Raw genomic sequence first — 25509 nt, 5'->3', positions numbered from 1 at the left:
TTTACAATGAGTGAAACAGCCATAGCTACATATAAATGTGCGGATATTTTATCTGCAGCTGGTTTTGAAGAGAGTAATGCTTATGAGCTTATATCTCAAAGTCAGCTAAGTGAGAATAAATTACAAGCAAGTTATGAGTCACGGTTGATGACAGCATTAGCAATATTGCTTAGTAATAAGAAAGATGAGTCTGTGATTGATAAAAACCTAATACAAAGAGTAATAGAGGTAATTGATTATATGCTTAATAAACAGGTATCAGAGATATTAGCTCATCCAGATTTTAGGAAATTAGAAACTAGTTGGAGATCTGTCCAAGAAGTTGCTGATAGTATTAATTTTCAAAATACACAGTTATCTATTATGGATATAGAGAAGGATGAGTTAGCAGAAGATTTTGAGAATAATAGTGTAGATGTATCTGGTAGCGATTTCTTTAAGAAAGTTTATGTTGTTGAATATGATCAATTTGGAGGGGAACCTTATGGTGCTTTGATAGGCCTATATGATTTTGATAAGTCACAGGAAGATATTGAATGGCTCACTGTTATGGGTAAAATTGCAGAGGCTTCACACGCACCATTTATTGCAGCAGTGTCACCTAAATTATTTGGTTGTGAAACCTATGATGATTTAAGTGAAATCAAAGATATTGATGGTTTAATAGCCCACCCTAGATTTGGACGTTGGAATGCGTTTCGTAAAACTAGGGCAGCTGGATATATAGGTCTAACACTACCTGAATTTATGTTAAGAGCTCCTTATGATCCAGTTAATAATCCTGCTGGTAAAGGACCTCTAAATGATTTTAAAGAAGAAATAAGCTTAACTACTCCAGGTCAGAACTGTTTATGGGGAAATGCATCAGTACTGTTTGCTAAGAACTTAGCAAGATCGTTTGAAATTACAGGTTGGTGCCAGTCAATTTGTGGTCCTACAAGTGGAGGAAAAGTTGAAGGATTACCTGTTTATAATTTTAACGAGCGTGATAGTAATGCTTTTGTACTACCTGTAAATTTATTAATTCCAGATCACAAAGAATATAGTCTAGCTAAAGCAGGTTTTATAGGTTTGGTTTATGAGAAGAAAACAGCAAATGCTTGCTTTTTCAGTGGGCAATCATTAAAGGTTAGTGAAGAGTTTGAAGATCCTGATGATAGTGAAAATAGTCAATTAATTACAAAGCTGCCATATACATTTTCAGTTTGCAAGATAGCACATTATGTTAAGTGTATGGCTCGTGATCATATTGGATCGGAGGCAGATGAAACTATTATGAGTAATAAATTAAATGCCTGGATTAGTAAGTATGTGACAACTGTACCAAATCCAAATACTTTGACAACTTCTTACTATCCATTTAAAGCTGCTATGGTCAATGTTAGTAAATCTCATGGGATGGCTGGATGGTATAACTGCAATATTGAAGTTTTACCTCACATTAAATTTGAAGGTATGGATGTAACCCTTAAGTTAGATACAAGATTAGCTTAAGAAAAATTAGTAATTAAATAAGGAGCAACTTATGAAACAGATCAAAGACTATATCAATCTAATAGATGATTCATTAAATGTAAGAGTTAATTCGCTAGAAAGCGCTCAGTCTACTAGTCCTAATATTTTGATGGAGCCAAAGGTTCTTTTAGGAAGTAGCTTTGCTATTTCTGTAGCAGATTCTAAAGTTCAATTAACGAAATTTGCTGCGATGTATCCAGGAGGTGCTACAGAAGCGAATACAGATGTTGTTGCAACTCTTGAGAATTTAACTGTTAGTTCTACAACTACAAGTTCAGGTAGCAACTTTATACAGTTATATGTTACATCAGATAGCTTAAATGCTATTTCATCTGCGTATGATCAAGTTATAGATGGTAAAGAGAAAACTATTAAAATTTCATTTGAAACAGATTCTTTAGTCGAAGGGCAGTTTTATTTCCAGCCAAATTCAAAAGAGAAAGGTAAATGGGGAGATCTAATAAAGATAAACACTGCTGTAGAATTTGTGACTACAGATCATCCAGTACTTGAATTAATAGGTGCGGGTAATAGTGGCCCGAATACCATTGGGCTTATCGAGTTACGAAATGTACGTGCTACTAACAACTTTGATATTTCAATAGTAACAGAAAATACAAGTGATAGTGGTAAAATTGTGAAAAAGATTCTTGCCAATAATAGTTCTGCTGCCAGCTAGAGGAAGCATAATGAGTCAAGTACATTGGAGTCTGGGACAAGTTTTATTGCCCGAACATTTTATCTTACAACAAAAGTATATGCATCAATTAAATGGTCATGTAATTAATGTAATTAATGGTTACGATGAAGGTGTTATTGATATTGTTATAGATGAGAAAGCTTTATCTTATAATATTTTGAGAATAACTGATTTAGCTATGTTTATGCCAGATCAAATATTTGTATCTTTAAAATTTAATGCTATCTGTAGTGCTTATGAGCTTGATCTAGAAAAAGTCAGTGATGGCAGATTAAGCTTATATTTGACCTTAAAAGATAATCTAGATATACAGCTTGAGAATGTTAATAATCATGATATTGATATAGAATATTATGAATTTTTTTTAAGTGATTCTTTAATAACTAAAGCGGATTTCTCAGTAAAGTTGGTTGAGCTAACTTATATAGAAGATGAGCAAAAATGGCTGATTGGCTCATATATTCCAAAATGTATACTTTTACCACAAATATTTGCTAAAACATTTTTAGAATCTTTAAAAAATAAATTATTTAATGTTAGAGAAAAGCTTCAATCTATTTGTATAAACAAAAATTTATATGATAAATATCAGTCGATTTATCTTAAATTATCAGAGATAGAATTTTGGTTAAGTTTACAACAGTTTGATAATAGGACTGTAAATATACAAGATTTACGAAACAACCTATATCAGTTATATCAATGTGTTTCACTAGTGTGGCGCAATAAAACTTATCTTTACGAGGGTTATGGACAACCTTTACAAGATTGCAGTAAGCTTCTCAAGCTAATAGATAACTATTTTGGGTTAGAACTAAAGAGTCCAAATGTATATACTTTAACTTATAAACAAGGTATATATCAATCAGGTATATTGGATGATGATTTTTTCACATCTGAAACTAAATATTTAGTGTATCAGAGCAATACATCTTTAGTATCGGATAATAAAATATTAATTAAAGGCTTTGCTCCCTCTAAAGCTGAAAATATCTTATTGAGAGCATTACCTGGTGTTGAGATAAAAGAGGTTGATTCAAAAATAATCTTAGATAATTTTTCAAATGTTGATCAAGTCTTTGAAATTGATCCATCCGGAGATCAGTGGCAAGCTGTAGTTGATGAAAAAATTTTATGTTTTAAAATTAACTTGGCGGATGCTAAGCATAATGAAATATATTTGAGCTGCGTATAAATAATTTAGGTATTGGGTTAATGGTTTTGTAAAGTACTATACAGAGATGTACTTTTGAATATATACACACGGTAGTTATAATCTTGTATATAATTTAATGCAAGGCAACATCTAATGCTAATAAAATTTTTAGTGAAAATACAATCTTGAGAAACTCTTTGTTCTCAGAGTGATATAAAAAGGTATTAAATCTGAAGAAAAAAATTATGATTATCAATCTATCTCTAACATAAACTTTAAACTAGCCTAAATTAATTTTTCTTAATTTATTGCTGAATTCCTTAAAATGATATATTCTGAAAGTGATGAACAACTATTTGAAGAAGTTATTTAGTAGCTATTTGATTCTAGTTGTAGTTTGAGAAGCTTTTTATCGCATAAGTAAAAAAATAGTGATAACGTTTCCCAGTAAGGTATGTTGAAAAAAATGATTTGGGAGTTACATATGCGAATTTTAATAGTTGATGATGATGAAAAAATTTGCTCTATACTTGAGCTTTTCTTTAATAAATATAATTATAAAATAGACGTGACGCATTCAGGAGAAGAGGCACTAGATATTTTAAGTACTAGTCACGATGAATTTGATGCTGTTATATTAGATATCTGCATGCAAGGAATCTGTGGTATTGAAACTTGCAAAAGACTTAGATTATTCTCTAATATCCCTGTATTGATTCTAACTGCATGTAAAGATGATGTTAATACCATCTTAGCACTAGAGATAGGTGCTGATGATTATATGATTAAGCCTTTTAATCCTATGGTACTACATTCAAGGGTTAAAAATGTTCTTAGACGATCGCATCAGCAACCTCAGATTTTGACGGATAAAAAAGTTATTAACTTTGCATTTTCTGACTGTATTCTTGATATAAATACACAAACGTTAAAGCATAATGATGAAATAGTATCAATAACAACAGGGGTATATAGAGTACTTAGGTATTTTTTAGAAAATCCTAATATTATTATTTCTAGAGAGCTTCTAATGGAGCAGGCTCAAAAGAGACCATTAGAGCGTTTTGATAGGTCAATAGACATTCAGATTTCAAGATTAAGGAGAATACTTAAGGATGTTGGTATTAGTAATGCTATAAAGACCATACATGGTTCAGGATATATGTGGGTGTTAGCAGTTTATAGAAGAGTAGGCAATGAAATCAACGATAAGAATAATATTAAAAAATAAGGTTTTTAAACTATTATTTTTGTTAATATTAATATTGCTTGTTGGGCAGGTTACTATAGTATCGTACGCCATATCTAATAATGCTACTACAGATATTGATAAAAATATGGTTAGTACGTATAAAAAAAATATTAGTATGATTAAATTACTCTCAAATTATAAAGGATGGGCTTTAGAAGCAGATATGTTTTTTGATTTTAGATTTAACGTTGTTAAAGTATTCTTCTCGAGAAAGCCACTATGTAGAACGCATTTAAGTCAGAAAGATCTCAATAATTATAATAGTTACAGCAAAAATTTTCGTTTTCATTTAGCAAAATGTATTTCTGTTAAGAACTCTAAACTAGGATGGTTAAATTATATTACTAAGCCGACTTTACCTGAAGAAAAAGTATTATTAATTGCTAATTTAATGACAGCTATATTTATAATTATGATAATTATATTTTGTTGGGTTTTATTGAGGGTAATTATCCCCGCTAGGAAATTGGAAAATAGTGTATACGAGCTTGGGATGTCTTTAGTGAAAAAAGAAGTTAGAGTAAATGGAGTTAGTATACTAGGTCGCTTTGCTAACTCAATAAATTTCATACAACATAAATTATTTAAAGCATTAAATATGAGAACAAAGATATTATCTATGATTACTCATGATCTTAAGTCTCCAATCACACGTTTAAAACTTAGATATGAGTTAGGATTCACAGCTGATAAACATAATTTAGAAGATATTGAATTATTAGAAGATTTATGCAATCAAATACTATTAGAAGCAAAAAATGATATGTTTGAATGTGAAGAAATTGAGAGTGTGAATATTACTTCTTTATTAGAAAAAATAATACATGAATATAATAATATAGCTATAGATATAAAAGATAATGTTTATTTGAAGGGTCGAAAGTTATCTTTATATAGAGCTTTTGAAAATTTAATTTCAAACTCAAAAAAATATAGTGATAAAGTATCAGTAAGTATTATTAAGTCTGGTTGTTTTGTAGATATAAACATTAAGGATTATGGAATAGGAATAAAAGAAAGTGAAATCAAAAATATATTTAGGCCATTTTATCAGGTTAATAGTATGAAAAAAGGCAATGGTCTTGGACTAACTATAGTTCAGGAGGTAATTACTAATCATAACGGATCTATAAGTATAAGTAATCATTATGATCCTCATGGAGTAATTGTTAATGTTAAGCTACCGCTTTAAAAACATTATTTTAGTATTCATAGTAATAGTTTTAGAAGTTATATTAAGTATAATTCCAGAAATAATGAATTATCAGCCGTTGGTTTTTTCAAATAGCTACCTGTATTTTAGATTTTCTTATTTGGTTGGTGCTTTATTACCAATTCTGATTTTAATATCATCTATACTGTGTTTCTTTTCTCATAAGAATCTAGATAGAATAATAAAAGCAAATTTTCTCATTGGCTTCTTTGCTTATTTTATATACGCTCTATTTTTCTACACCGATTCGATATTAAAGACACTTTTCATCGTTATATGTCTGTCAATATTGTATACCAATATCTTTATGCTTTTATATAAACTTATTTTAAGAGTAAAAAATAAGATTTTTGTTGCCGGACTATTTTGTAGTTTTTTTCCTTTGTTAAAGTTGGTAATGCTACTAATAGCATTATCGTTATCTTATCATCTTATTAGAGGTGAAGAAATATTATGCTGTATATCACCTTTTCTAATCATATTATTTACACTTTATTGCTTTGTTACAGAAAATGAATCATCAAGAAAAATAAGCTATAAAAATTTTTCTATTAGATTTTTTGTATATTTAATAAACATTCTTAAAGAACCTTTTATAGTAAGATTATTTTTATATTTACTAGTTTGCGGAACCATAAATGGGCTTACACAACAATACCTACTACAATACGTGTCATTTAGTAATAGAACATTTCTTAATTCTTTTTTCTTTTTTCAAGAAATCTTATATATAGTATTCTTTTTGTTAATAATATTAATATCAGTTTATGTAAATAAGAATAAGTTTGATTTTATATTCTCTTGCTCTAGTTCTGTGCTGTTTGTAAATATTATATTTATATTAGTTTTTAAAAATGTATTCTTTTTTAGAGGATTACTTGTAGCTAACATTATTTGGTATTACACTTTTTTATTTTTTTATTTGCTTGTTAAATATATAAATAAGCATAGATATCACAAGTTTAATATGGTGTTAACTCTTGGGTTTATAGCGTCTTTATCCGGCCTTATTTTTTCTGAATGGATAAATATAGGTTGGTTTGTAAATAGATATATAATGTTATTGTTAATATTATGTATAGTAATATTTGTGCATATTAAAGTGAGAGCTTTTAAGTAATATTTTAATCAATGATGTTTGCTTTGGTTCGAAACTACCTCTTTAATTAGATTTTGTGAACAAAAAATATAAATCATATTGAAAAGTAGCTAAACCGTGACCTTATTTTTTAATCCCTTAAATAATGAAAAATATTGTTAATATCTAGCCTAGAACCTAAACTTAATCATCAAAAACTAAACTGTCCCTGTTCAATACCACCTTATAAAATATTTTTATTCCTTGCTTTTATGCAGCATCTAAAATACCAGAATATACTTCATCAGGAGTCATATATCCAATACTAGAATGTAGTCTTTCATTGTTGTAAATATCAATATATTCTTTGATACCTACTTTAGCCTCTTTCATAGTTATATATGATGCCGGATAAACATTTTCATATTTCAGTGTTCTCCAAAATCTCTCAATTGCAATATTATCTATAGATCTTCCTTTAGCATCCATAGATATATTTATTTTATTATCAGATAATATTTTAATATGCTCTTTTGCTGTATATTGAGTTCCTTGATCAGAGTTCAAGATATCAGGTTTACCATATTTAAATAACGCTTCTTTTAACACACTAGTTGTTAGATGTGTATCCATAGTATTAGAAATCTTCCAAGCTAGTATTTTCTTGCTATGCCAATCTATTATGGCTGCTAAATATGCATACCCACATTCTAGTCTAATATACGTGATATCAGCACTCCATACCTTATTAGCTTTATCTATAACAACCTGATTCGTCTCATTTTTAAATACATTAAGTAAGTATGGATATTTCTTGTGTTGCTTATTAATGACAGTTGTCTTTTTTTTAGGATACAATGCCTTAATACCCATGAATTCCATAGCACTTTTGATTAGCTTCCTTCCAACTAGAAATCCTAATCTATTTAGCAACTTTACTAGCCTTCTCGTACCATAATATGGATGTTTAGTATGTATCAAATCTATTGCATTTAATAGTTTAATATCATCATTACTACTAAATTTTGATATTGGTGTATAATAGTACACACTCTTAGATACAGATAATAGTTTAAGCTGATTATTTAAAGATAATTCTAGCTTAGTATCTACAGAGTTTACTCTATCATTTGATGATACCAAGCTTTTTAGCTTTCCCATTAAAAAATCCCTCTCTACTATTACCTCGACTAGTTTTTTACTTGTTGCATCTTTATCTTTTCTAAGCTCATCTATTTCCTGCTTATACTCCTTAACAATAGAGCTTTTATCAAATGCTAAGCAAGCATTAGATAAAAATTGCTGCTTCCAATTATGCACGTTTTTAGGAAGTAAATCATACTTACTTGCTATCTCATTAACTGTCATATCGCCTTCTAGCAATTCTATAATTACTTTAGCTTTAAAATCAGCTGTATACGTTACTCTTTTTTTACTCATTTATCTATTTCCTAATTTATCTAGTTAAGTTTAACATCTAGGAATAAAAATCTTTCTAAAATCAGTAGCTTTTTCTGGGGACATTATATTAAGGATACATTTATGGATTATTTTTCAGTCTTTCTAATTCCATTTCATACTTATTCTTTATATATTTAGTTAAATTCGAACTAAAAATATTTAATTTAGCTGTAAAAAAATTAATTTTTTTGAGCTAGAATCATCTATTTAGAATTTAATAAAGAGCATATTTAAAAATTCTTGGTAATTTCTAATTAAGGTATTTTGTATTATTTTTTATTCTTATTTGTAAAATACTCTTTTGCTTTTTTATAATTAAAAACATCTTTGTAATAGATATATATAGAAAGTCCAAATACACTTAAGATGACCATAAAGACAGTATTTACAACTCCAACTATAATCAGACAGCTTATAAAAAAAGCTATGGCATATTTTTTCTTAAGTACTAATTGAATTTCTTCTTTAATCTTACCTATTATATATTGCATTTTTTACTCAATTTTATTGTATTACATAGTATAATAATTTTATTAAAGTATTGTATAATCAACAAGAATTAACTTACTAACCAACTAAATATTTCTATATTAACACTTAGAATTTAGAAATTTGCCTGTTGGAAAATAAATAAATTAAGAAAAGGTCAATCATGAAAAAATATTTACTTGGTATTTTATGTTGTTTACCACTATCCTTATTTGCAGCTGAATATAATCCAAATAATTTTACAGCTAAACAAAAAGATATAGCTATTAGTAAGCTAACATCTATTCAGAAATATGTAACTCAAGATAATGGCACAGAAAGATCTGGAAGTGGTGAATTTTATAATAACTTTAAAAAAGGTATTTATGTTGATGTTGTTTCAGGCCAACCATTATTCTCTTCATCAGATAAATATCAAGCTGATACAGGTTGGCCAGCTTTTACCAAACCAATAACTTCGAATGCTATAAAAATAGTTAAAACACATGGCTGGTTTGGTGAAAAATACGAGGTTCAGTCAAGTTTAGCTAAATCACACTTAGGAGATAAATTTTCAGATAGGTATATAACTAATCCTCCTAGTGATGGTAAGGTTACAGAGTCTAATATATCTAAACCATTACCTAGATACTGTATAGATTCAGCCGCATTAAGATTTATACCTCTAGATAAAATGAAAAAGGATGGTTATTCGAAATATATCAAGTATGTAAAATAATAATATCTTTATTTATAATTTTTGTTTTTTACAAGCTTATTTTTTAGTATGCTAAATGGTAGAATTTAGATAAAATATTTTAAGGACTAAATTATGTATAAATTATATTCAATTGCAGGCAGCTGCTCTACTGCAATAACCACATTAATGGAAAAACTTAATTTGGATTATGAAGTAGTTCAAAGATCTGAAGTTGCTAATTATTCAGATATAGTACCAACCAACCAGGTTCCTGCATTAGTATGTGAAGATCAAATAATTACAGAAGGAGCTGCTATAGCTTTATTTTTATTAGAGAAACATTGTAACTATCTTAAGAACCTTGAGCTTAATCAGAAGGCTAAATTCTATCAAATGTTAATGTTCAACTATGCTACTTTACATCCTGCATACTCTAAAATATTAACTGTATCTAGTATTATGGATACTAAAGAGCATACTTTATTACAAAGCCTTGCAGATAAAGTATCAGATAATTGGAGAATTATAGATAATCACTTACAAAATAATGAATTCATGTTTGGCAATTCACCAACAATTATTGACTATTTAATAACAATCTATTCAACATGGAGTAGATTTGCTCCAGAGTTAAAATTTGAAATAGGTGAAAACTCAAAGAGATTAGCATTACAGATATCTAAAACACCAGAATTTATAAATGCTTGTAAGAAAGAAAATATCAGATTTGATAGTCAATTACGCTTAAAGCAAGACAAATAGTATGAAACAACTGACCTTTTTGAAAATATAAAAAATCAAAAAGGAAAAAAGTTATCCAACTAGCATATCGACTAATACTGTTTTCAAAGAAGCCTTAAACAAAGGTAAAAGAATCTACATTACAGATAAATCAAATATGTTTTAAAAACCTTATAAAGCTATTAGTGATCTACCCCGTCAATTTGGGACAGTTTACTACTTCATTTTCCATTATATATTCAAATTGATATGGAGTCATATAATTTATTGTAGAATGTCTCCTTTTTGTATTATAGTAAGCTTCAATATATTCAAATATTGATAGTTTAGCTTCTTCTCTAGTTTTATATCTTTCATCATGTACTAACTCTACTTTTAAAGTTCCAAAGAAACTTTCACAAGCAGCATTATCGTAACAGCATCCTTTAGAGCTCATACTTGATAGTAGCCAGTGTTCTTTAATAATGTCTTGATATTGTTTGCTACAGTACTGTGACCCTTTATCAGAGTGTATAATCACACCACTAGGAAAATTTCTTCTAAATAATGCCATATTTAAAGCATTACAAACTAAATCCGCTTTCATCCTAGAATCCATTGCCCAACCAATAACTGATCTTGAGAATAAATCTATAATCACACAAAGATACAGCCACCCCTCTTGTGTAGGTACATAAGTTATATCTGTAACCCACCTATGATTTACAGATAAAGCAGTGAAGTTTTGTTCTAATAAATTATCATAAACATGTTTGTTGTGGTTAGAATCTGTAGTTTTCTTATGCTTACGAGCCGCTTTAGCATGTAAACCAAGTAATTTCATACGTTTAGATACTCTAGGTTGAGTAACTTTCCAACCCATATCTTTAAGCTCTTTGTATATCCTAACACTTCCATATCTAGATTTATGTTCATTAAAATAGCATCATCTAGTTCAGCATCATTATATTGCCTTTTACCTATAGGTTTATGAATCCATCTGTAATATGAAGATGTGCTCACATTCAAAGATTTACATAGTGTTGTTACTGGCATAACTTTATAATGCTCCTTAATAAAGGCGTACCTTACAGATTTTGCTTTGCAAAGTACGCTGCTGACTTTTTTAGTATTTCACGCTCTGTTTCTGCCTGTTTGAGTTTTTTCTTCAAATCAGTATTTTCAAAAGATAGTTGCTGGTACTGCGTTTTATAATCTATCTTTATTTCTTTCTGAGGGTTTGACATGGCTTTGGATATCCAACTGCAAATGGTTTTATATTTAACCCCTAAATTATCTGCTATTTCTCGTCTATTTGCATCTGGTTGTAAACATAATTTAACAGCTTCATCTTTAAACTCTTTTGTATATCTCTTCTTGTCTCCTTTTCTTAACACCTAAGTGTCCCAAATAGGAGGGTATGATCAAAACACTTAAATAGAAACAGTGTCTGTCAGATTTAATTTGAGCTATTACAATTCTATAAATTATTAATTAACCAAACTCAAAAGAAGTGATGCCATAAATTTCATTGACTGGTAATTGTGGTTGATCATATAAATACATACGCCCTGTTTCAATATAATGTCCCCAGAAAAAGCTACTGATTTTAGAAAGATTTTTATTCCTAGATGTTAAACTTAACTAGATAAATTAGGAAATAGATAAATGAGTAAAAAAAGAGTAACGTATACAGCTGATTTTAAAGCTAAAGTAATTATAGAATTGCTAGAAGGCGATATGACAGTTAATGAGATAGCAAGTAAGTATGATTTACTTCCTAAAAACGTGCATAATTGGAAGCAGCAATTTTTATCTAATGCTTGCTTAGCATTTGATAAAAGCTCTATTGTTAAGGAGTATAAGCAGGAAATAGATGAGCTTAGAAAAGATAAAGATGCAACAAGTAAAAAACTAGTCGAGGTAATAGTAGAGAGGGATTTTTTAATGGGAAAGCTAAAAAGCTTGGTATCATCAAATGATAGAGTAAACTCTGTAGATACTAAGCTAGAATTATCTTTAAATAATCAGCTTAAACTATTATCTGTATCTAAGAGTGTGTACTATTATACACCAATATCAAAATTTAGTAGTAATGATGATATTAAACTATTAAATGCAATAGATTTGATACATACTAAACATCCATATTATGGTACGAGAAGGCTAGTAAAGTTGCTAAATAGATTAGGATTTCTAGTTGGAAGGAAGCTAATCAAAAGTGCTATGTAATTCATGGGTATTAAGGCATTGTATCCTAAAAAAAAGACAACTGTCATTAATAAGCAAGACAAGAAATATCCATACTTACTTAATGTATTTAAAAATGAGACGAATCAGGTTGTTATAGATAAAGCTAATAAGGTATGGAGTGCTGATATCACGTATATTAGACTAGAATGTGGGTATGCATATTTAGCAGCCATAATAGATTGGCATAGCAAGAAAATACTAGCTTGGAAGATTTCTAATACTATGGATACACATCTAACAACTAGTGTGTTAAAAGAAGCGTTATTTAAATATGGTAAACCTGATATCTTTAACTCTGATCAAGGAACTCAATATACAGCAAAAGAGCATATTAAAATATTATCTGATAATAAAATAAATATATCTATGGATGCTAAAGGAAGATCTATAGATAATATTGCAATTGAGAGATTTTGGAAAACACTGAAATATGAAAATGTTTATCCGGCATCATATATAACTATGAAAGAGGCTAAAGTAGGTATCAAAGAATATATTGATATTTACAACAATGAAAGACTACATTCTAGTATTGGATATATGACTCCTGATGAAGTATATTCTGGTATTTTAGATGCTGCATAAAAGCAAGGAATAAAAATATTTTATAAAGTGGTATTGAATAACAGGGACAGTTTATAATATTTAATGGAAATAGTAAAGTTTAGTAAATTATTAATGTAGTAAATGTTTATAAGAATATCTTTTATACGTATTTGGAATAAATAATAGCTATATGCAAATTTCGTATTTTTATTAGTGTTGTATAAGTTTTATCAAATATGCTAGAATTTTACTTAAATTAAAATAGAAAAATAAAAATCCATGAAAAAAATAATATTAACATCATTATTTTTATCTATGTCTGCTTCAACGGTTGTCTATGCAGATAATGTCAAGAATAACACTTGTCCTAGTAATTTAAAGTATAAAAATATAAATATGGAGGATATGGACTTTAAATATGCTAAATATGATGATCATATTTGTGCTATTTTGAAAATTAATCTTGATAAAAATAAAAGCTGGAAAGAGCAAGGAAGTGGCTGGTTTGCAGCAGGCTTTGGCGCACAAACTATGAAAGGTTCTAATATGTTTATATTTGTTCCGCAAAAATCTGATAATGAAAAAGTGAAATATGATGTCTTTGCAAATATCGGTGGCGCATATGGTCCGACAAAGCCACTAAATACAAAACCTAAAAAAGGAGAGATAAAGATTTTATCGTCAGCATTAGGGAATATTGAATTTGCTTTATACCCTAAAAAAGTATCAAATCTTGCGGATAGTGGAACTATTAATATGATTTTTTCACATTCTAAAGCTGGTGTTTACAAGTTTGTTCCTCCTCATGTATCAGCCTATGATGATAAAAAAATGGTTATAAAATAAATATTTCCTTTAAGTTGTATTTAACCTCTTAATTAAATACAATTACTCTAGTACTTTTTAGTTAAATTATTTATGGGAAGATCTAGAAGAAGAAAGCTCAAAGAAGGAATCTTTGAGGCTGAAATTATGTCTTTAAGTCATGATGGTAGGGGTATTGCAAAAGTTGATGGTAAAACAACCTTTATACCTTTTACTTTGCCAGGTGAAGTAGTCAAATTTGAATATACTTTCTCAAAAGCAAAATTTGATGAAGCAAAAATTGTAGAGTATATTAAAAAATCACCAGATAGAATCACACCTAAATGTGACTTTTTTGAATTATGCGGTGGCTGCAATTTACAACATATATCTAATAATGCTCAAGTTGAGCATAAGCAAGAAACTTTGCTAAATCAGCTTAAATATATTGGTGAAGGTGTACAGCCTAAAAATGTCCTAGAGCCCTTATTAACAGATAATACCGAAGGCTACCGTAACAAGGCCCGCTTAGGTGTTAGGTATGTTACTAAAAAAGGTAAAATTCTTGTTGGTTTTAGAGAACGTAATGGTAGGTTTTTAGCTGAAATTGACAGATGTATAGTACTTAACCCATTAGTTGGTGAAAAAATTAATGAAATTGCTAAATTTATAGAAAGCTTATCAATATATAATCAAATTGCACAGTTAGAAATAGCGATAGATGATAATCGTCCTGCAATTATTTTTAGACATTTAGAGCCTTTTACTAACGAAGATCTTGCTAAACTAAAAAGTTTTGGCCAAGAAAATAACTATTGGATATATTTGCAGTCAAAAGGACCTGATACTATTTATAGACTTCATCCTGATAGAGAAAATTTACCAACTAAGCTAAGCTATGAGCCAATAGATGGTATTGAAATTAGTTTTGAGCCTAATGATTTTACTCAAGTAAATAATGATATTAATAAAAAAATGATTAAGAAAGCTATAGAGCTTTTAGATATTTCAAAAGAAGATTCTATTATTGATTTATTTTGTGGTCTAGGCAACTTTACTTTACCTATATCAAAATATGCAAAAGCTGTGATTGGTGTTGAAGGCGAATCAACAATGGTTCAAAGAGCTATTGAAACAGCTCAACATAATAGTATTTCAAATGTTAAGTTTTATGCAGCAAATCTTTTTGAGAGTTTTGAAGATAAAGAGTGGTTTAGTAATTTTGAATATAATAAAATGCTTTTAGACCCTCCAAGAGCGGGGGCCCAAGAAGTTTGTCAAGCTATTGAGAAATTTAATGTCGAGAAAATAGTTTACATCTCTTGCAATACTGCTACTTTAGCAAGAGATGCTGGTATTTTAGTAAATCAAAAAGGGTATAAGTTAGTTAGTGCTGGTGTTATGGATATGTTTCCACACACTATGCATGTTGAATCTATAGCTGTTTTTGAAAAAAAATGATGGAGAAACTGATGTATATAGGTTTAGATATCGGGGGTACTAATATATCTGCGGGTCTTTTTGATCAAGATAAAAATTTAATGGCTACGGCTAAGGTTAAATCAAAGGGTAAGAGTCATACTAATATAGTTTTGGGTCAAGTTTTTAAGATAATTAATGAGCTTACAGATAGCTTTAATAAAGATAAAATAAAAGCTATTGGTATTGGCATAGCTGGATTTGTTGACTCAAAGCAAGGAGTGCTTAAGTTTAGTGCTAATATAAATCTAAATGGTGTTAATCTTGCTAAAGAAGTAAGTCAAAAATTTGGTGATGTACCAGTATTTCTTGAAAATGATGTTAATGTTGGTGTGATTGGAGAATGGAAATATGGTATTGGTAAGGGCCATAAGAATATTGTAGGTATCTTTGTGGGTACTGGAATAGGTGGTGGTCTTGTTGTAAATGATCAATTTTTATATGGTGAGACTGGTGCTGCTGGAGCTGTTGGTCATGTGACTATAAATACTCAAGGGGCATACTGTCAAAGTTGTGGTTCCCAAGGATGCATAGAGACATATGCAGGTAAGGTTGGTATTCAAAATAGAATTATGAATCTGCATAAAAAAGGTATCAAAAGTATGCTGATTGATTCTGTTTTAGAAAATAAAGGAGAACTAAATGGCTTATATCTTAAAAAAGCCATAAAAGCTAAAGATCCAGTAGCTATTGATGTAGCAAATACAGCAATGACTCACTTAGGCATAGCTGTGGCAAATTACATAAATTTGATGAATCCATCATTAATTCTTTTTGGTGGAGGTATTATGGAGGCTATAGGTAGAGATTATTTAGATATTATTTACCAGTCGTGTTCAAAGTATGCTTTTAAGACAATGTTAGATGCATGTCAGTTAAAAATAGCAACATTAGGTGATAATTCTGGAGTGTATGGTGCTATGGATATAGCAGTTAATAGATTAGAAGGAAATTGGTAATGTTTATAGGTGTAGATATCGGTGGTTCGAATATGGCTGCTGGTTTATTTGATGAAAGTAGAAAGTTAATAACAACTGCAAAAGTTAAGTCCAAAGCAAAAGATGCAACGGAGGTAGTTATTGGGCAGTTATTTAAAGTTATTAATAAACTAATAGCTGAGATTCCTAAAGATAAAGAACTTAAAGGTATTGGCATTGGTGTTGCAGGTTTAATAGATAAAAAAACATCTGTAGTACGTAGAAGTGTGAATATTAACATTAATGGAGTTAACTTAAAGTATATACTAGAAGAAGAGTATAGTGTTTTAGCCGAGATAGATAATGATGTCAATGTTGGGATACTAGGTGAAGCTAAATATGGTGCAGGCATTGGTTGTGATGATATAGTTGGAGCATTTGTAGGTACTGGAATTGGTGGAGGGTTAGTTTTAAATGGTAAGTTATATACTGGTAATAGTGGTTTAGCTGCAGAACTTGGCCATACTATTATTAAACAGGGTGGTTCATATTGTCCTGGCTGTGGCTCACAAGGTTGTCTAGAGGCTTATGCTGGTAAGGTAGGTATAGAAAAGAAAGTAAAAAACCTAGCTAAAAAGAAAATTAAAAGTACGTTAATTGAATTAGTAATTGAGAACGATGGTAAACTCAAAAGTAGCCATATTAAAAAAGCACTTGATGAGAATGATGAAATTGCTCTAGATATTTTATCAGAAGCTATGGTATATTTAGGTGTAGGCTTAGGAAGTGCTTTAAATATGATTAATCCATCTATGGTAATCTTAGGCGGAGGGGTAATGGAAGCTATTGGTGAAAAATATCTCCCTCAAATAAAAAGAGCAGCTATGAGAAATTCATTTGCTGATGTTTATGCCGAATGTGAATTTAAATTAGCAAAATTAGGTGATCAGGCAGGTATATATGGCGCTATGGAACTAGTTGCTAATTAAATTTACTTGGATATAGAATGCTTAATCAGGTTCTTTATGGCTTTTTCTCACAGCTATCTAGTTATCTTAAAGGATTCAAAGATATAGATCTCAGAAAAATTTTTGATGACTATAACTCTTTTGAGATTCTATGGTTTATATGTTCTGTTGGAGTGCTTGGCTTTATAAGTATATTAACTACTAACCAGTACTTAATTTTGACAACTATTGCCATAGTCACAGGGATGTTGAATCTTTTTCTAATCGCAAAAGGTAAAACTCTTAATTATTTTTTTGCTTTTATTAATAACCTAACATATGCCTATGTTTGTTATAAACAAGATATTTTTGGTCAGTTCTTATTATTTGCATTTTTCTTTTTCCCGATGCAGTTTTATGGTTTATATAATTGGACAAAGCCACAAAATATAGGTAAAAATAATGATATTGTGACAAGAAGTCTCACCACTAAGCAGAGGGTATACTTATCTATAGGTATTATTATTTCGGCTATTTTATATGGTACTTTTATATTAAAAGGTATATTTAATCAGCAAATTGGGCTTTTTGCTGACTCATTAACAGGTGTTGTTTCTGTTGTTGCTATTATACTTATGGTAAAGGCATATTTGGAGCAATGGACATTATGGATAATTATTAATACTCTTTCAACAATTATATGGTTACAGCAATACATATCAGGGTCTGGTGATAGTGAGGCTTTTCTTGCTATGTGGCTAATTTATCTATTTAATGCTATATATGGCTACATAAATTGGAAAAATTTAGAAAAAGACTCTTAAACTTCCTGCATAAACTTAACTTAGAACTTCACTTACTATATAATCAGCATTGTTCATCGATTAGATTTCTGGGAGTTAGATCATGTCTATTAGACAAACTTTATTTTTGATTCTTACACCAATAGTAGCGATGTGTATCTTGTCATTTGGGAATGGTTTTTTTACAACGTATTCATCCATTGAACTTAATGACCTTGGTCGCTCTAATCTAATGATTGGTTTGGTTTCAGCCGCTTACTTTTTTGGTATGATGGCAGGCTCTTATTTTTCACAGTCTACAATTGTCAGGGTTGGTTATATTAGAGCATTTGTATTATTTGCTTCATTAATGGCGATAAGTACTCTAATAATAGGTATTTTTAAAGAAATATCAGTTTGGATGTTTTTTAGATTTGTCTGTGGTTTTTCATTAGCTGCTTTATTTATTGTAATTGAAAGCTGGTGTATATTATCCTCTGAGAAAAAAAATAGAGGCTTAATATTTTCTATATATTTATTTGTTTACTATGGCACACAGGCTTTATCTCAGTTGATGATAAATTTTCATTTTAGTCAAGCTTTGTTGGCTTATTGTTTTATATCATCATTGTGTAGTATTGCTATTGTGTTAATGGCATTTACAAAAACAGTTGCTCCTGTGCCCCAATCAGAAGAAATCTGTTCACCGATACAGATTATGATAAAAGTTCCTTTAGCAATGGTTGCAAGTGTTGTAGGAGGAGCTTTATTAGGAGCTATTTACACTATACTTCCAGTATTCTTAGTTAGAGTTGATAGTAATCATGATATGATATCATTTCTAATGATGACTACCATTTTAGGAGGCATGTTATTACAAATTCCTATGGGTAAATTATCAGATATTATAGATAGACGAAAAGTAATTTTATTAGCTGGAGCAGGAATCTGTTTGGCTTCTATTTTAATCTGTATGTTACATAATTCATACCTTATATTTTCGATTATTATATTTGTATTTGGAGGGTGTGCTTTTGTGATCTACCCTTTATCAATATCTCATGCTAGCGATTTTCTTGATGAAAGTGAAATATTAGGAACAATTGGGGTCTTAACAATCGCATATGGCTTAGGATCTGTAGTTGGTCCAGTTGTAATATCTAGTTTTATGGCAGTAGTTGGTCCTTTTGGGTTTTTTGCTATAACAGCGTTACTTAGTGCTAGTTTATGTGTTTACTCTATTTATAGGATTTCTAAAAGAAAATCTGCAACGGATACCGTACAATTTATAGCAGCAACTCCAGAGAGTCTTAATTTTAGTGAAGCACAAGAGATTGTTTCAGATAAGTCATTAGAAGAAGAATAGCCTTAAAGGTCTATATTCAAATTGCAAAGCATACTCAGCTAGCTTATAATTACAGAAACTTGTATATATGCAAGAAAGACTTAACATATCTTAAGGAGTTTATAGTTATGTCATCACAAATAAGTAAAGTTTTTGCAAGACAAATATTAGATTCACGTGGAAACCCCACTGTTGAAGTAGATGTTGTTTTGGAAAGTGGTGCTTTTGGTAGAGCAGCTGTGCCATCAGGGGCTTCAACAGGTATTAGAGAAGCTCTAGAGCTAAGAGATGGAAATAAGAAACTTTTTCTTGGTAAAAGTGTTTATAAGGCAGTAGAAAATGTAAATACAAGAATTACCCAAGCAGTTAAAGGTCTAGATGCTTTAGATCAAAGATTGGTTGATAAAACTATGATTGAGTTAGATGGTTCAGAAAACAAAAAGAATCTGGGTGCAAATGCAATTCTAGGTGTTTCATTAGCTACAGCTAGAGCAGCAGCATCCCATTTAAGAAAACCTTTTTATCGTTATTTGATGGATGTTAAAGAATATCTAATGCCAGTACCAATGATGAATGTTATCAATGGTGGTTCGCACGCTGATAATAATGTTGATATGCAAGAATTTATGATTGTACCTGCTGGTTTTGAGACTTTTTCAGAGGCACTTAGATGTGGTACAGAAGTGTTCCATACGCTTAAAAAAGTCTTAATTGCAGATGGCTACAGTGTTGCAGGTGTTGGTGATGAAGGTGGTTATGCTCCTGATCTTCCGTCAAATGAAGCTGCTATTGAATCAATTTTAAAAGCTATTAAAGAAGCAGGATATAAGCCTGGTAAACATGTATTTATAGCCTTAGATCCAGCAAGTAGCGAATACTATAAAAATGGTAAATATGAGCTTGCTTCAGAAGGAAAATCTCTAACTTCAGCAGAAATGGTTGAGTACTTTGCTAAATGGGTTGAGAAATATCCAATTGTATCTATTGAAGATGGTATGGCGGAAGAAGACTGGGATGGCTGGAAATTAATGACTGAAAAATTAGGTAAAAAAGTTCAGTTAGTAGGAGATGACCTATTTGTAACAAATCCTAGTATTTTAGCTAAAGGTATCGAGAAGGGTGTTGCTAATTCGATATTAATTAAGCTTAATCAAATTGGTTCATTAACTGAGACTTTTGAAGCTATGGCAATGGCTGGTCAAGCTGGTTATACATGTGTGGTTTCACATCGCTCAGGTGAAACATCTGATACTATTATTGCTGATTTAGCAGTAGCTACTTGTTCAGGTCAAATCAAAACAGGTTCGCTTTCTAGATCTGATCGTATTGCAAAATATAATCAATTACTTAGGATAGAAGAAGAGTTGGGTGAAAATGCAATCTATCCTGGTTTAAAATCTTTTGTTTTTAGTCCAGAAGACGATAGTTCTAGTGATAATGATGCTCAAGAGATTATTGTTGAAGAAAGTGAGACTGAAAAAGTTATAGTTCAGGTAGAAGAATAATAACTATTTCATGAATACAAAATCAAACTTCTTTTTTTACTTTTTTATTTCTGCTGTTGTATTGTTAATTATTATATTACAATACGATCTTTGGTTTAGTAACACCGGTTTAATTAAATATAATGCATTAAAGAAAACTGTTGCTACTCAATCAAAAGAGGTCAAACAAAAATCTCAAACTAATGTTCAGCTATATTCAGAAGTTGTATCATTGCGTAAAAATAATGAAGTTCTTCAGAGTTTAGCTCGTGAAAATATGGGCTTAATTAAGAAGGGTGAGGTTTTTTATAGTGTCAAATAAATATGTGATCATTCCTGCTGCTGGTATTGGTACAAGGATGCAATTGGATATTCCCAAACAATATTATAAGCTTTCTAATGATAAAACTATTCTTGATAATACTTTAGAGAAGTTTATAGATAATCCACTTTTCGATTATATAATTATATCTTTAAATTCTCAAGATGAATTTTGGGATCAATCAATTTACTATGATCATCCTAAAGTTGATACTTGTATAGGGGGAGCAACTCGCTTTGAAAGCGTTTATAATGCTTTGAGATTTATAAGAGGTAATAGCAATGATTGGATATTTGTTCATGATGCTGCTAGGCCTTGTGTTGATACTGAAAATATTATAGCTTTATATGAGCTGACAAAAACTTCTCATTCCCAAGCTGGTATTTTGGCAGTCAAAGCGTTTGAAACTGTGAAAAAAATTGCTACCAAGAATATTGTAGTAAAAACTATTGATCGTAATGATATTTGGTTAGCTCAAACACCACAGCTATCTAGATTGGGGCAGTTAGAAAAGTCTTTTGATTTCTGTTATTCAAATAATCTTATTAATAAAATAACTGATGAAGCTTCGGCTTTAGAGTTATATGGTATTAATCCGATAGTTATCGAAGGTGGTAGAAGAAATATTAAGATAACTACCCAGGATGATTTGGATATTGTTAACTGGCAGTTAAGTAAATAATACTATTTTATTAGCAACCCAATCACATATCCAAATATAATTACTAATCCCATTATAAATAAGGTCGAATTAAAAATTACTTTCCTATATGCTTTACATTTAATATTTTTATAGATAATTATTACAGGTAAAATATACAGTAGAAAAGCAACAGCCGGAGCTACTAATATACCTATAATATTAAGGATTTTAAAATTACATATTGTGCATATCCATAAAATTATAAATATTAAGCTAATGCATATTTTATTTATTATTGATTCTGATACTTCTTTATTGCAAACATTTTTGAAAAAATATTTAAACAAATATTTTAGAGCTTCTTTTGAGCCTATGTAACATCCTATAAATGAACTTATAATAGCAGTAAAGACAATCATAGGGGCTAAGATGTCTAGCATGGTACTATGATGTTGCTCTTGGATTAGAGTCACTATTGATAGGTTATTATTATTGGCTCTACTTAAATCTGTAACAGTTGTGCTAAGTAGACAAGATGTTACAAAAAGCAGTACAAAGATGAATAGTATTAAGGCATTGATTTTGAGTATTTTATATATCTTTATTTTTTCTTCATACTCATCAAGTTTTACATAGTTCTTGTAAAAAACGACTAAGCTAGAGATAACAGGAGAATGGTTCATAGATAATATTAATATTGGTAAAACCATTAAGATGCCTACGATATATTGAGAGAAGTTAAAGTGACTATCTGTAATAAAACTGTAATTCCAGAAAGGTATAATATATATCGATAATATCACTACCATTACTATTAAGAAAATTACGATAAGTTGCATAAATTTTAGGATAATATTTATGCCTAAAGAAACTATTATTAATAGAGTCGTTAATATACTAAAACTAAACCAAATATTTGCCGATAAATCTATATCTGTAATATTATGATTTAGCAAAAAGTTGCTTAGCTCATTGTTTAAGCCAATAGAATACATTGGCATATTTAAGAAAATAGCAAAGAAATAAATAATAACACAAGTTAAACCAAAAAATTTTCCTAAATTATGAGTGAAAACACCAGTAATACCGTCATTCTCAGAGATAATTACAATATTTGCCATATTTCTATGTGAGTAATATGTTAGAGGTAGGGCAAATATCATCACAGTTAGTAGCGCCCAAAAACCACTATCCCCAGCTTGAACAGGTAAATATAGTAACCCTGCACCAATAGCAGTACCAAATAGAGTAAAAACCCATTGAGAATCAACTTTTTTGGAGTTTACCTTTTTCATGAGCTACTCCAGTCGAGAATTACTTTGCCGCACTTGCCACTTTTCATTATCTCAAATCCTTTTTTATAATCATCAATATGTAACCTATGGGTTATTATTGGACTTACGTTCATACCAGCTTGAATCATGCTAGACATTAAATACCATGTTTCAAACATTTCTCTACCATAAATACCTTTTAGAATTAAGCCTTTGAATAGAATGGTTCCCCAGTTTATAGAAACATCTCCTGCAGCTATTCCTAATAAAGATAGTTTACTTCCGTGATTCATAACATCTAGCATCATTGATATAGCTGAATTAATACCAGACATCTCTAAACCAACATCAAATCCTTCACTCATGCCAATGTCAGACATTACTTTCTGCATTTGTATAGTTAACTCTTGTTGGTTTTTATATGGTGCTACATTTAATGCAACTGTTGCGCCAAACTCTTCAGCTTTTTTTAAGCGATACTCATTAACATCTGTAATAACTATTCTACGAGCCCCACAGAATCTAGCAATTTTTATAGCCATTAATCCTATTGGTCCAGCTCCTGTTATAAGTACATCTTCACCAGTTAGGTTAAATGAGAGTGCGGTATGAACTGCGTTACCAAGAGGGTCAAATATACTAGCGACCTCATCTGAAATTGTATCAGGAAGTTTAAAAACATTTGATGCAGGCATAGCTAAAAACTCGGCAAATGCCCCTTGTACATTAACACCTATTCCCATAGTTTCTCGACAAAGATGGCGTTTTCCTGCCTTACAGTTACGACAGTGTCCACAGACAAGATGACCTTCACCAGATACTCTATCACCAATATTCAATCCTGTTACACCATTACCTTTAGCTACAATCTCACCAACAAATTCATGGCCAGTAATCATTGGTACAGGAATTGTCTCTTGAGACCATTTATCCCAATTGTATATATGTAGATCTGTTCCACATATAGCAGTTTTTCTAATTTTAATTAAAACATCATTGTATCCATACTCTGGCATTGGAGCATCATTTATCATCCATATACCAGGTTCTTTTTTTAATTTAGATAATGCTTTCATAATTTAAATCCTTTAAAATGAAACTAAATAGAGAAATAGTAATTCTCTATTACTTTGTTAGATTATACCTAGATCTTTAGCTGCTTTAGTGAAAGCTTCTACAGCTTTATCTATTTGTTCAAATGTATGTGCTGCAGACATTTGTGTTCTAATACGAGCTTTACCTTTAGGAACAACAGGGTATGAAAATGCGACTACGTATATACCATAGTCAAGAAGTCTCTCAGCAAACTCAGCAGCTTTCTTCTCATCATAAATCATTACTGGGATAATAGGATGCTCCCCAGGGATTAGATCAAATCCAGCAGCTGTCATTTTGGATCTAAATCTTTGCTGATTTGCTTGTAATTGATCTCTTAGCTCATTAGAGTTTTTAGTTATTTCTAAAGCTTTTAAAGATGTTTTAGCAATAATTGGAGCTAAAGAGTTTGAAAAAAGATACGGTCTTGATAAGTTTTTCAGTAGATCAACAATTTCTTTTTTAGCACTTATATATCCACCAGATGCTCCACCTAGACCTTTTCCTAACGTTCCTGTTAGGATATCCACTCGACCCATTACACCACAGTGTTCTATAGAGCCTTTACCATTTTTCCCAACAAAGCCAGATGCATGTGAATCATCAACCATTACAATGGCATTATATTTATCAGCTAAGTCACAGACAGCTTTAAGGTTAGCAATAATACCATCCATAGAGAAAACCCCATCAGTAGCAATCATTTTGAACCTTGCGCCAGCTTTATCTGCCTCGATAAGCTTCTCTTCTAGAGCTTGCATATCGTTGTTATTGTATCTAAATCTCATAGCTTTACATAATCTAACGCCATCGATAATACTTGCATGATTAAGAGAATCACTAATAATAGCATCTTCTTTGGTAAGTAAAGTTTCAAAAAGACCAGCATTTGCATCAAAGCAGGACGGATATAAGATAGTATCTTCAAACTCAAAAAAATCACTCAATTCTCTTTCAAGCTGCTTGTGAACACTATTTGTACCGCAAATAAATCTTACAGAGGCCATCCCATAGCCACATTCTTCAATATGTTTTTTAGCATAAGCAACTATTTCAGGATTATTTGCAAAACCAAGATAATTATTAGCACAAAAATTGATGAGTGTTTCGCCGTTTTCTAAGCTTATAACCGGGTCTTGAGGAGTGGAGATTATTCTCTCACCTTTGTAAGTGCCAGCTGTTTTTATTTCTTGAATTTTATTATTGATGTTGTTGTAGAAATTTTTATTCATACTTAAATCCTTAATTGTTTCTCAGCTATCCCTACTCTAATACTATATAAGAATAGTTAAATTTGGAATTTCAAAATGTTAGATTTTACAAAAAATATATTTGTGCGAGAATATTTGCTTAGT

At 30.3% G+C, this 25509-nt stretch carries 26 protein-coding genes; 18 read left to right on the top strand and 8 right to left on the bottom strand.

Going from position 1 to position 25509, the window contains the following annotated elements:
• Positions 1-6: 6 nt before the first annotated feature.
• From tssC to CDV26_RS08930, 5 genes are all read left to right on the top strand, one after another.
• Positions 7-1494, top strand: coding sequence for a type VI secretion system contractile sheath large subunit (tssC, locus tag CDV26_RS08950; protein ID WP_088772980.1), 1488 nt, complete (start codon positions 7-9; stop codon positions 1492-1494).
• A gap of 31 nt (positions 1495-1525) precedes the next feature.
• On the top strand, positions 1526-2194 hold the full coding sequence (locus CDV26_RS08945) for a hypothetical protein (RefSeq protein ID WP_088772979.1): 669 nt from the start codon (positions 1526-1528) through the stop codon (positions 2192-2194).
• 10 nt (positions 2195-2204) lie between these two features.
• The gene (gene tssK, locus CDV26_RS08940) at positions 2205-3410 is read left to right on the top strand and encodes a type VI secretion system baseplate subunit TssK (protein ID WP_088772978.1); all 1206 of its coding nucleotides are present in this window, start codon (positions 2205-2207) and stop codon (positions 3408-3410) included.
• A gap of 445 nt (positions 3411-3855) precedes the next feature.
• Positions 3856-4602, top strand: a complete 747-nt coding sequence (locus tag CDV26_RS08935) for a response regulator (RefSeq protein WP_169709730.1) — start codon at positions 3856-3858, stop codon at positions 4600-4602.
• Complete coding sequence (locus tag CDV26_RS08930) at positions 4568-5815, top strand: sensor histidine kinase (RefSeq protein ID WP_088772976.1); 1248 nt, start codon at positions 4568-4570, stop codon at positions 5813-5815. Before CDV26_RS08935 ends, CDV26_RS08930 begins: the two co-directional genes overlap by 35 nt.
• A gap of 1369 nt (positions 5816-7184) precedes the next feature.
• Here the strand turns inward: CDV26_RS08930 and CDV26_RS08920 are convergent.
• Together CDV26_RS08920 and CDV26_RS08915 are read right to left on the bottom strand one after the other, a co-directional pair.
• Positions 7185-8354 (bottom strand): IS3 family transposase, encoded by a 1170-nt coding sequence (locus CDV26_RS08920; RefSeq protein ID WP_088772974.1) that lies wholly within the window; start codon positions 8352-8354, stop codon positions 7185-7187.
• 290 nt (positions 8355-8644) lie between these two features.
• Positions 8645-8866, bottom strand: coding sequence for a hypothetical protein (locus CDV26_RS08915; RefSeq protein WP_088772973.1), 222 nt, complete (start codon positions 8864-8866; stop codon positions 8645-8647).
• A gap of 161 nt (positions 8867-9027) precedes the next feature.
• On the opposite strand from CDV26_RS08915, the gene msrB reads away from it, so the two are divergent.
• The gene (gene msrB / locus CDV26_RS08910; RefSeq protein WP_088772972.1) at positions 9028-9582 is read left to right on the top strand and encodes a peptide-methionine (R)-S-oxide reductase MsrB; all 555 of its coding nucleotides are present in this window, start codon (positions 9028-9030) and stop codon (positions 9580-9582) included.
• 93 nt (positions 9583-9675) lie between these two features.
• Positions 9676-10305 (top strand): glutathione S-transferase family protein, encoded by a 630-nt coding sequence (locus tag CDV26_RS08905; RefSeq protein WP_088772971.1) that lies wholly within the window; start codon positions 9676-9678, stop codon positions 10303-10305.
• Positions 10306-10474: 169 nt separating this feature from the next.
• On the opposite strand, the gene CDV26_RS08900 is transcribed toward CDV26_RS08905, so the two are convergent.
• Genes CDV26_RS08900 through CDV26_RS08890 form a run of 3 tightly spaced genes read right to left on the bottom strand, consistent with a single transcriptional unit; the run spans position 10475 to position 11660 of the window.
• Positions 10475-11146 carry an IS3 family transposase gene (locus CDV26_RS08900; protein WP_088772770.1) on the bottom strand — a complete coding sequence of 224 codons (672 nt, stop codon included), beginning with the start codon at positions 11144-11146 and terminating at the stop codon, positions 10475-10477.
• Positions 11104-11319: a hypothetical protein gene (locus CDV26_RS08895; RefSeq protein ID WP_088771820.1), complete on the bottom strand. Its 216-nt coding sequence runs from the start codon at positions 11317-11319 to the stop codon at positions 11104-11106. Before CDV26_RS08895 ends, CDV26_RS08900 begins: the two co-directional genes overlap by 43 nt.
• A gap of 32 nt (positions 11320-11351) precedes the next feature.
• Positions 11352-11660, bottom strand: coding sequence for a transposase (locus CDV26_RS08890; RefSeq protein WP_088772970.1), 309 nt, complete (start codon positions 11658-11660; stop codon positions 11352-11354).
• Between the two features lie 271 nt (positions 11661-11931).
• Between CDV26_RS08890 and CDV26_RS13240 the strand changes: the two genes are divergently transcribed.
• The 11 genes from CDV26_RS13240 to ispD all read left to right on the top strand — a co-directional run bounded on the left by CDV26_RS13240 (position 11932) and on the right by ispD (position 21824).
• On the top strand, positions 11932-12495 hold the full coding sequence (locus CDV26_RS13240; RefSeq protein WP_245806429.1) for a transposase: 564 nt from the start codon (positions 11932-11934) through the stop codon (positions 12493-12495).
• Positions 12496-12498: 3 nt separating this feature from the next.
• The gene (locus CDV26_RS13235; protein WP_245806428.1) at positions 12499-13101 is read left to right on the top strand and encodes an IS3 family transposase; all 603 of its coding nucleotides are present in this window, start codon (positions 12499-12501) and stop codon (positions 13099-13101) included.
• Between the two features lie 240 nt (positions 13102-13341).
• Entirely contained in the window at positions 13342-13908 is a 567-nt protein-coding gene (locus CDV26_RS08880) for a hypothetical protein (RefSeq protein WP_088772969.1), read from the top strand.
• 72 nt (positions 13909-13980) lie between these two features.
• Positions 13981-15327: a 23S rRNA (uracil(1939)-C(5))-methyltransferase RlmD gene (rlmD, locus tag CDV26_RS08875; protein WP_088772968.1), complete on the top strand. Its 1347-nt coding sequence runs from the start codon at positions 13981-13983 to the stop codon at positions 15325-15327.
• 11 nt (positions 15328-15338) lie between these two features.
• Complete coding sequence (locus CDV26_RS08870; RefSeq protein ID WP_088772967.1) at positions 15339-16304, top strand: ROK family protein; 966 nt, start codon at positions 15339-15341, stop codon at positions 16302-16304.
• A complete protein-coding gene (locus tag CDV26_RS08865) occupies positions 16304-17251 on the top strand; it encodes an ROK family protein (protein WP_088772966.1) in 948 nt (315 codons plus the stop codon). Before CDV26_RS08870 ends, CDV26_RS08865 begins: the two co-directional genes overlap by 1 nt.
• A 17-nt stretch (positions 17252-17268) precedes the next feature.
• A complete protein-coding gene (gene pnuC, locus CDV26_RS08860; RefSeq protein WP_088772965.1) occupies positions 17269-18033 on the top strand; it encodes a nicotinamide riboside transporter PnuC in 765 nt (254 codons plus the stop codon).
• An 82-nt stretch (positions 18034-18115) separates the two neighbouring features.
• Positions 18116-19357, top strand: a complete 1242-nt coding sequence (locus CDV26_RS08855) for an MFS transporter (protein WP_088772964.1) — start codon at positions 18116-18118, stop codon at positions 19355-19357.
• Between the two features lie 107 nt (positions 19358-19464).
• Positions 19465-20841, top strand: a complete 1377-nt coding sequence (gene eno / locus CDV26_RS08850; RefSeq protein ID WP_088772963.1) for a phosphopyruvate hydratase — start codon at positions 19465-19467, stop codon at positions 20839-20841.
• 10 nt (positions 20842-20851) lie between these two features.
• Positions 20852-21142, top strand: coding sequence for an FtsB family cell division protein (locus CDV26_RS08845; RefSeq protein ID WP_088772962.1), 291 nt, complete (start codon positions 20852-20854; stop codon positions 21140-21142).
• On the top strand, positions 21132-21824 hold the full coding sequence (gene ispD, locus CDV26_RS08840; RefSeq protein ID WP_088772961.1) for a 2-C-methyl-D-erythritol 4-phosphate cytidylyltransferase: 693 nt from the start codon (positions 21132-21134) through the stop codon (positions 21822-21824). The genes CDV26_RS08845 and ispD overlap by 11 nt, the downstream gene beginning before the upstream one ends.
• Positions 21825-21826: 2 nt before the next feature.
• Here ispD and CDV26_RS08835 read toward each other — a convergent pair whose 3' ends face one another.
• From CDV26_RS08835 to CDV26_RS08825, 3 genes are read right to left on the bottom strand one after another with little or no spacing between them, the layout of a single operon-like run.
• Positions 21827-23080: an amino acid permease gene (locus tag CDV26_RS08835; protein ID WP_088772960.1), complete on the bottom strand. Its 1254-nt coding sequence runs from the start codon at positions 23078-23080 to the stop codon at positions 21827-21829.
• The gene (gene tdh / locus CDV26_RS08830; protein ID WP_088772959.1) at positions 23077-24135 is read right to left on the bottom strand and encodes an L-threonine 3-dehydrogenase; all 1059 of its coding nucleotides are present in this window, start codon (positions 24133-24135) and stop codon (positions 23077-23079) included. The genes CDV26_RS08835 and tdh overlap by 4 nt, the downstream gene beginning before the upstream one ends.
• A gap of 57 nt (positions 24136-24192) precedes the next feature.
• A complete protein-coding gene (locus CDV26_RS08825) occupies positions 24193-25386 on the bottom strand; it encodes a glycine C-acetyltransferase (RefSeq protein ID WP_088772958.1) in 1194 nt (397 codons plus the stop codon).
• Between the last annotated feature and the right edge of the window lie 123 nt (positions 25387-25509).

The organism is Francisella halioticida, assembly GCF_002211785.1.
In the GTDB taxonomy this organism is placed as follows: domain Bacteria; phylum Pseudomonadota; class Gammaproteobacteria; order Francisellales; family Francisellaceae; genus Francisella; species Francisella halioticida.
This window is presented reverse-complemented; position numbering and strand designations above follow the sequence as displayed.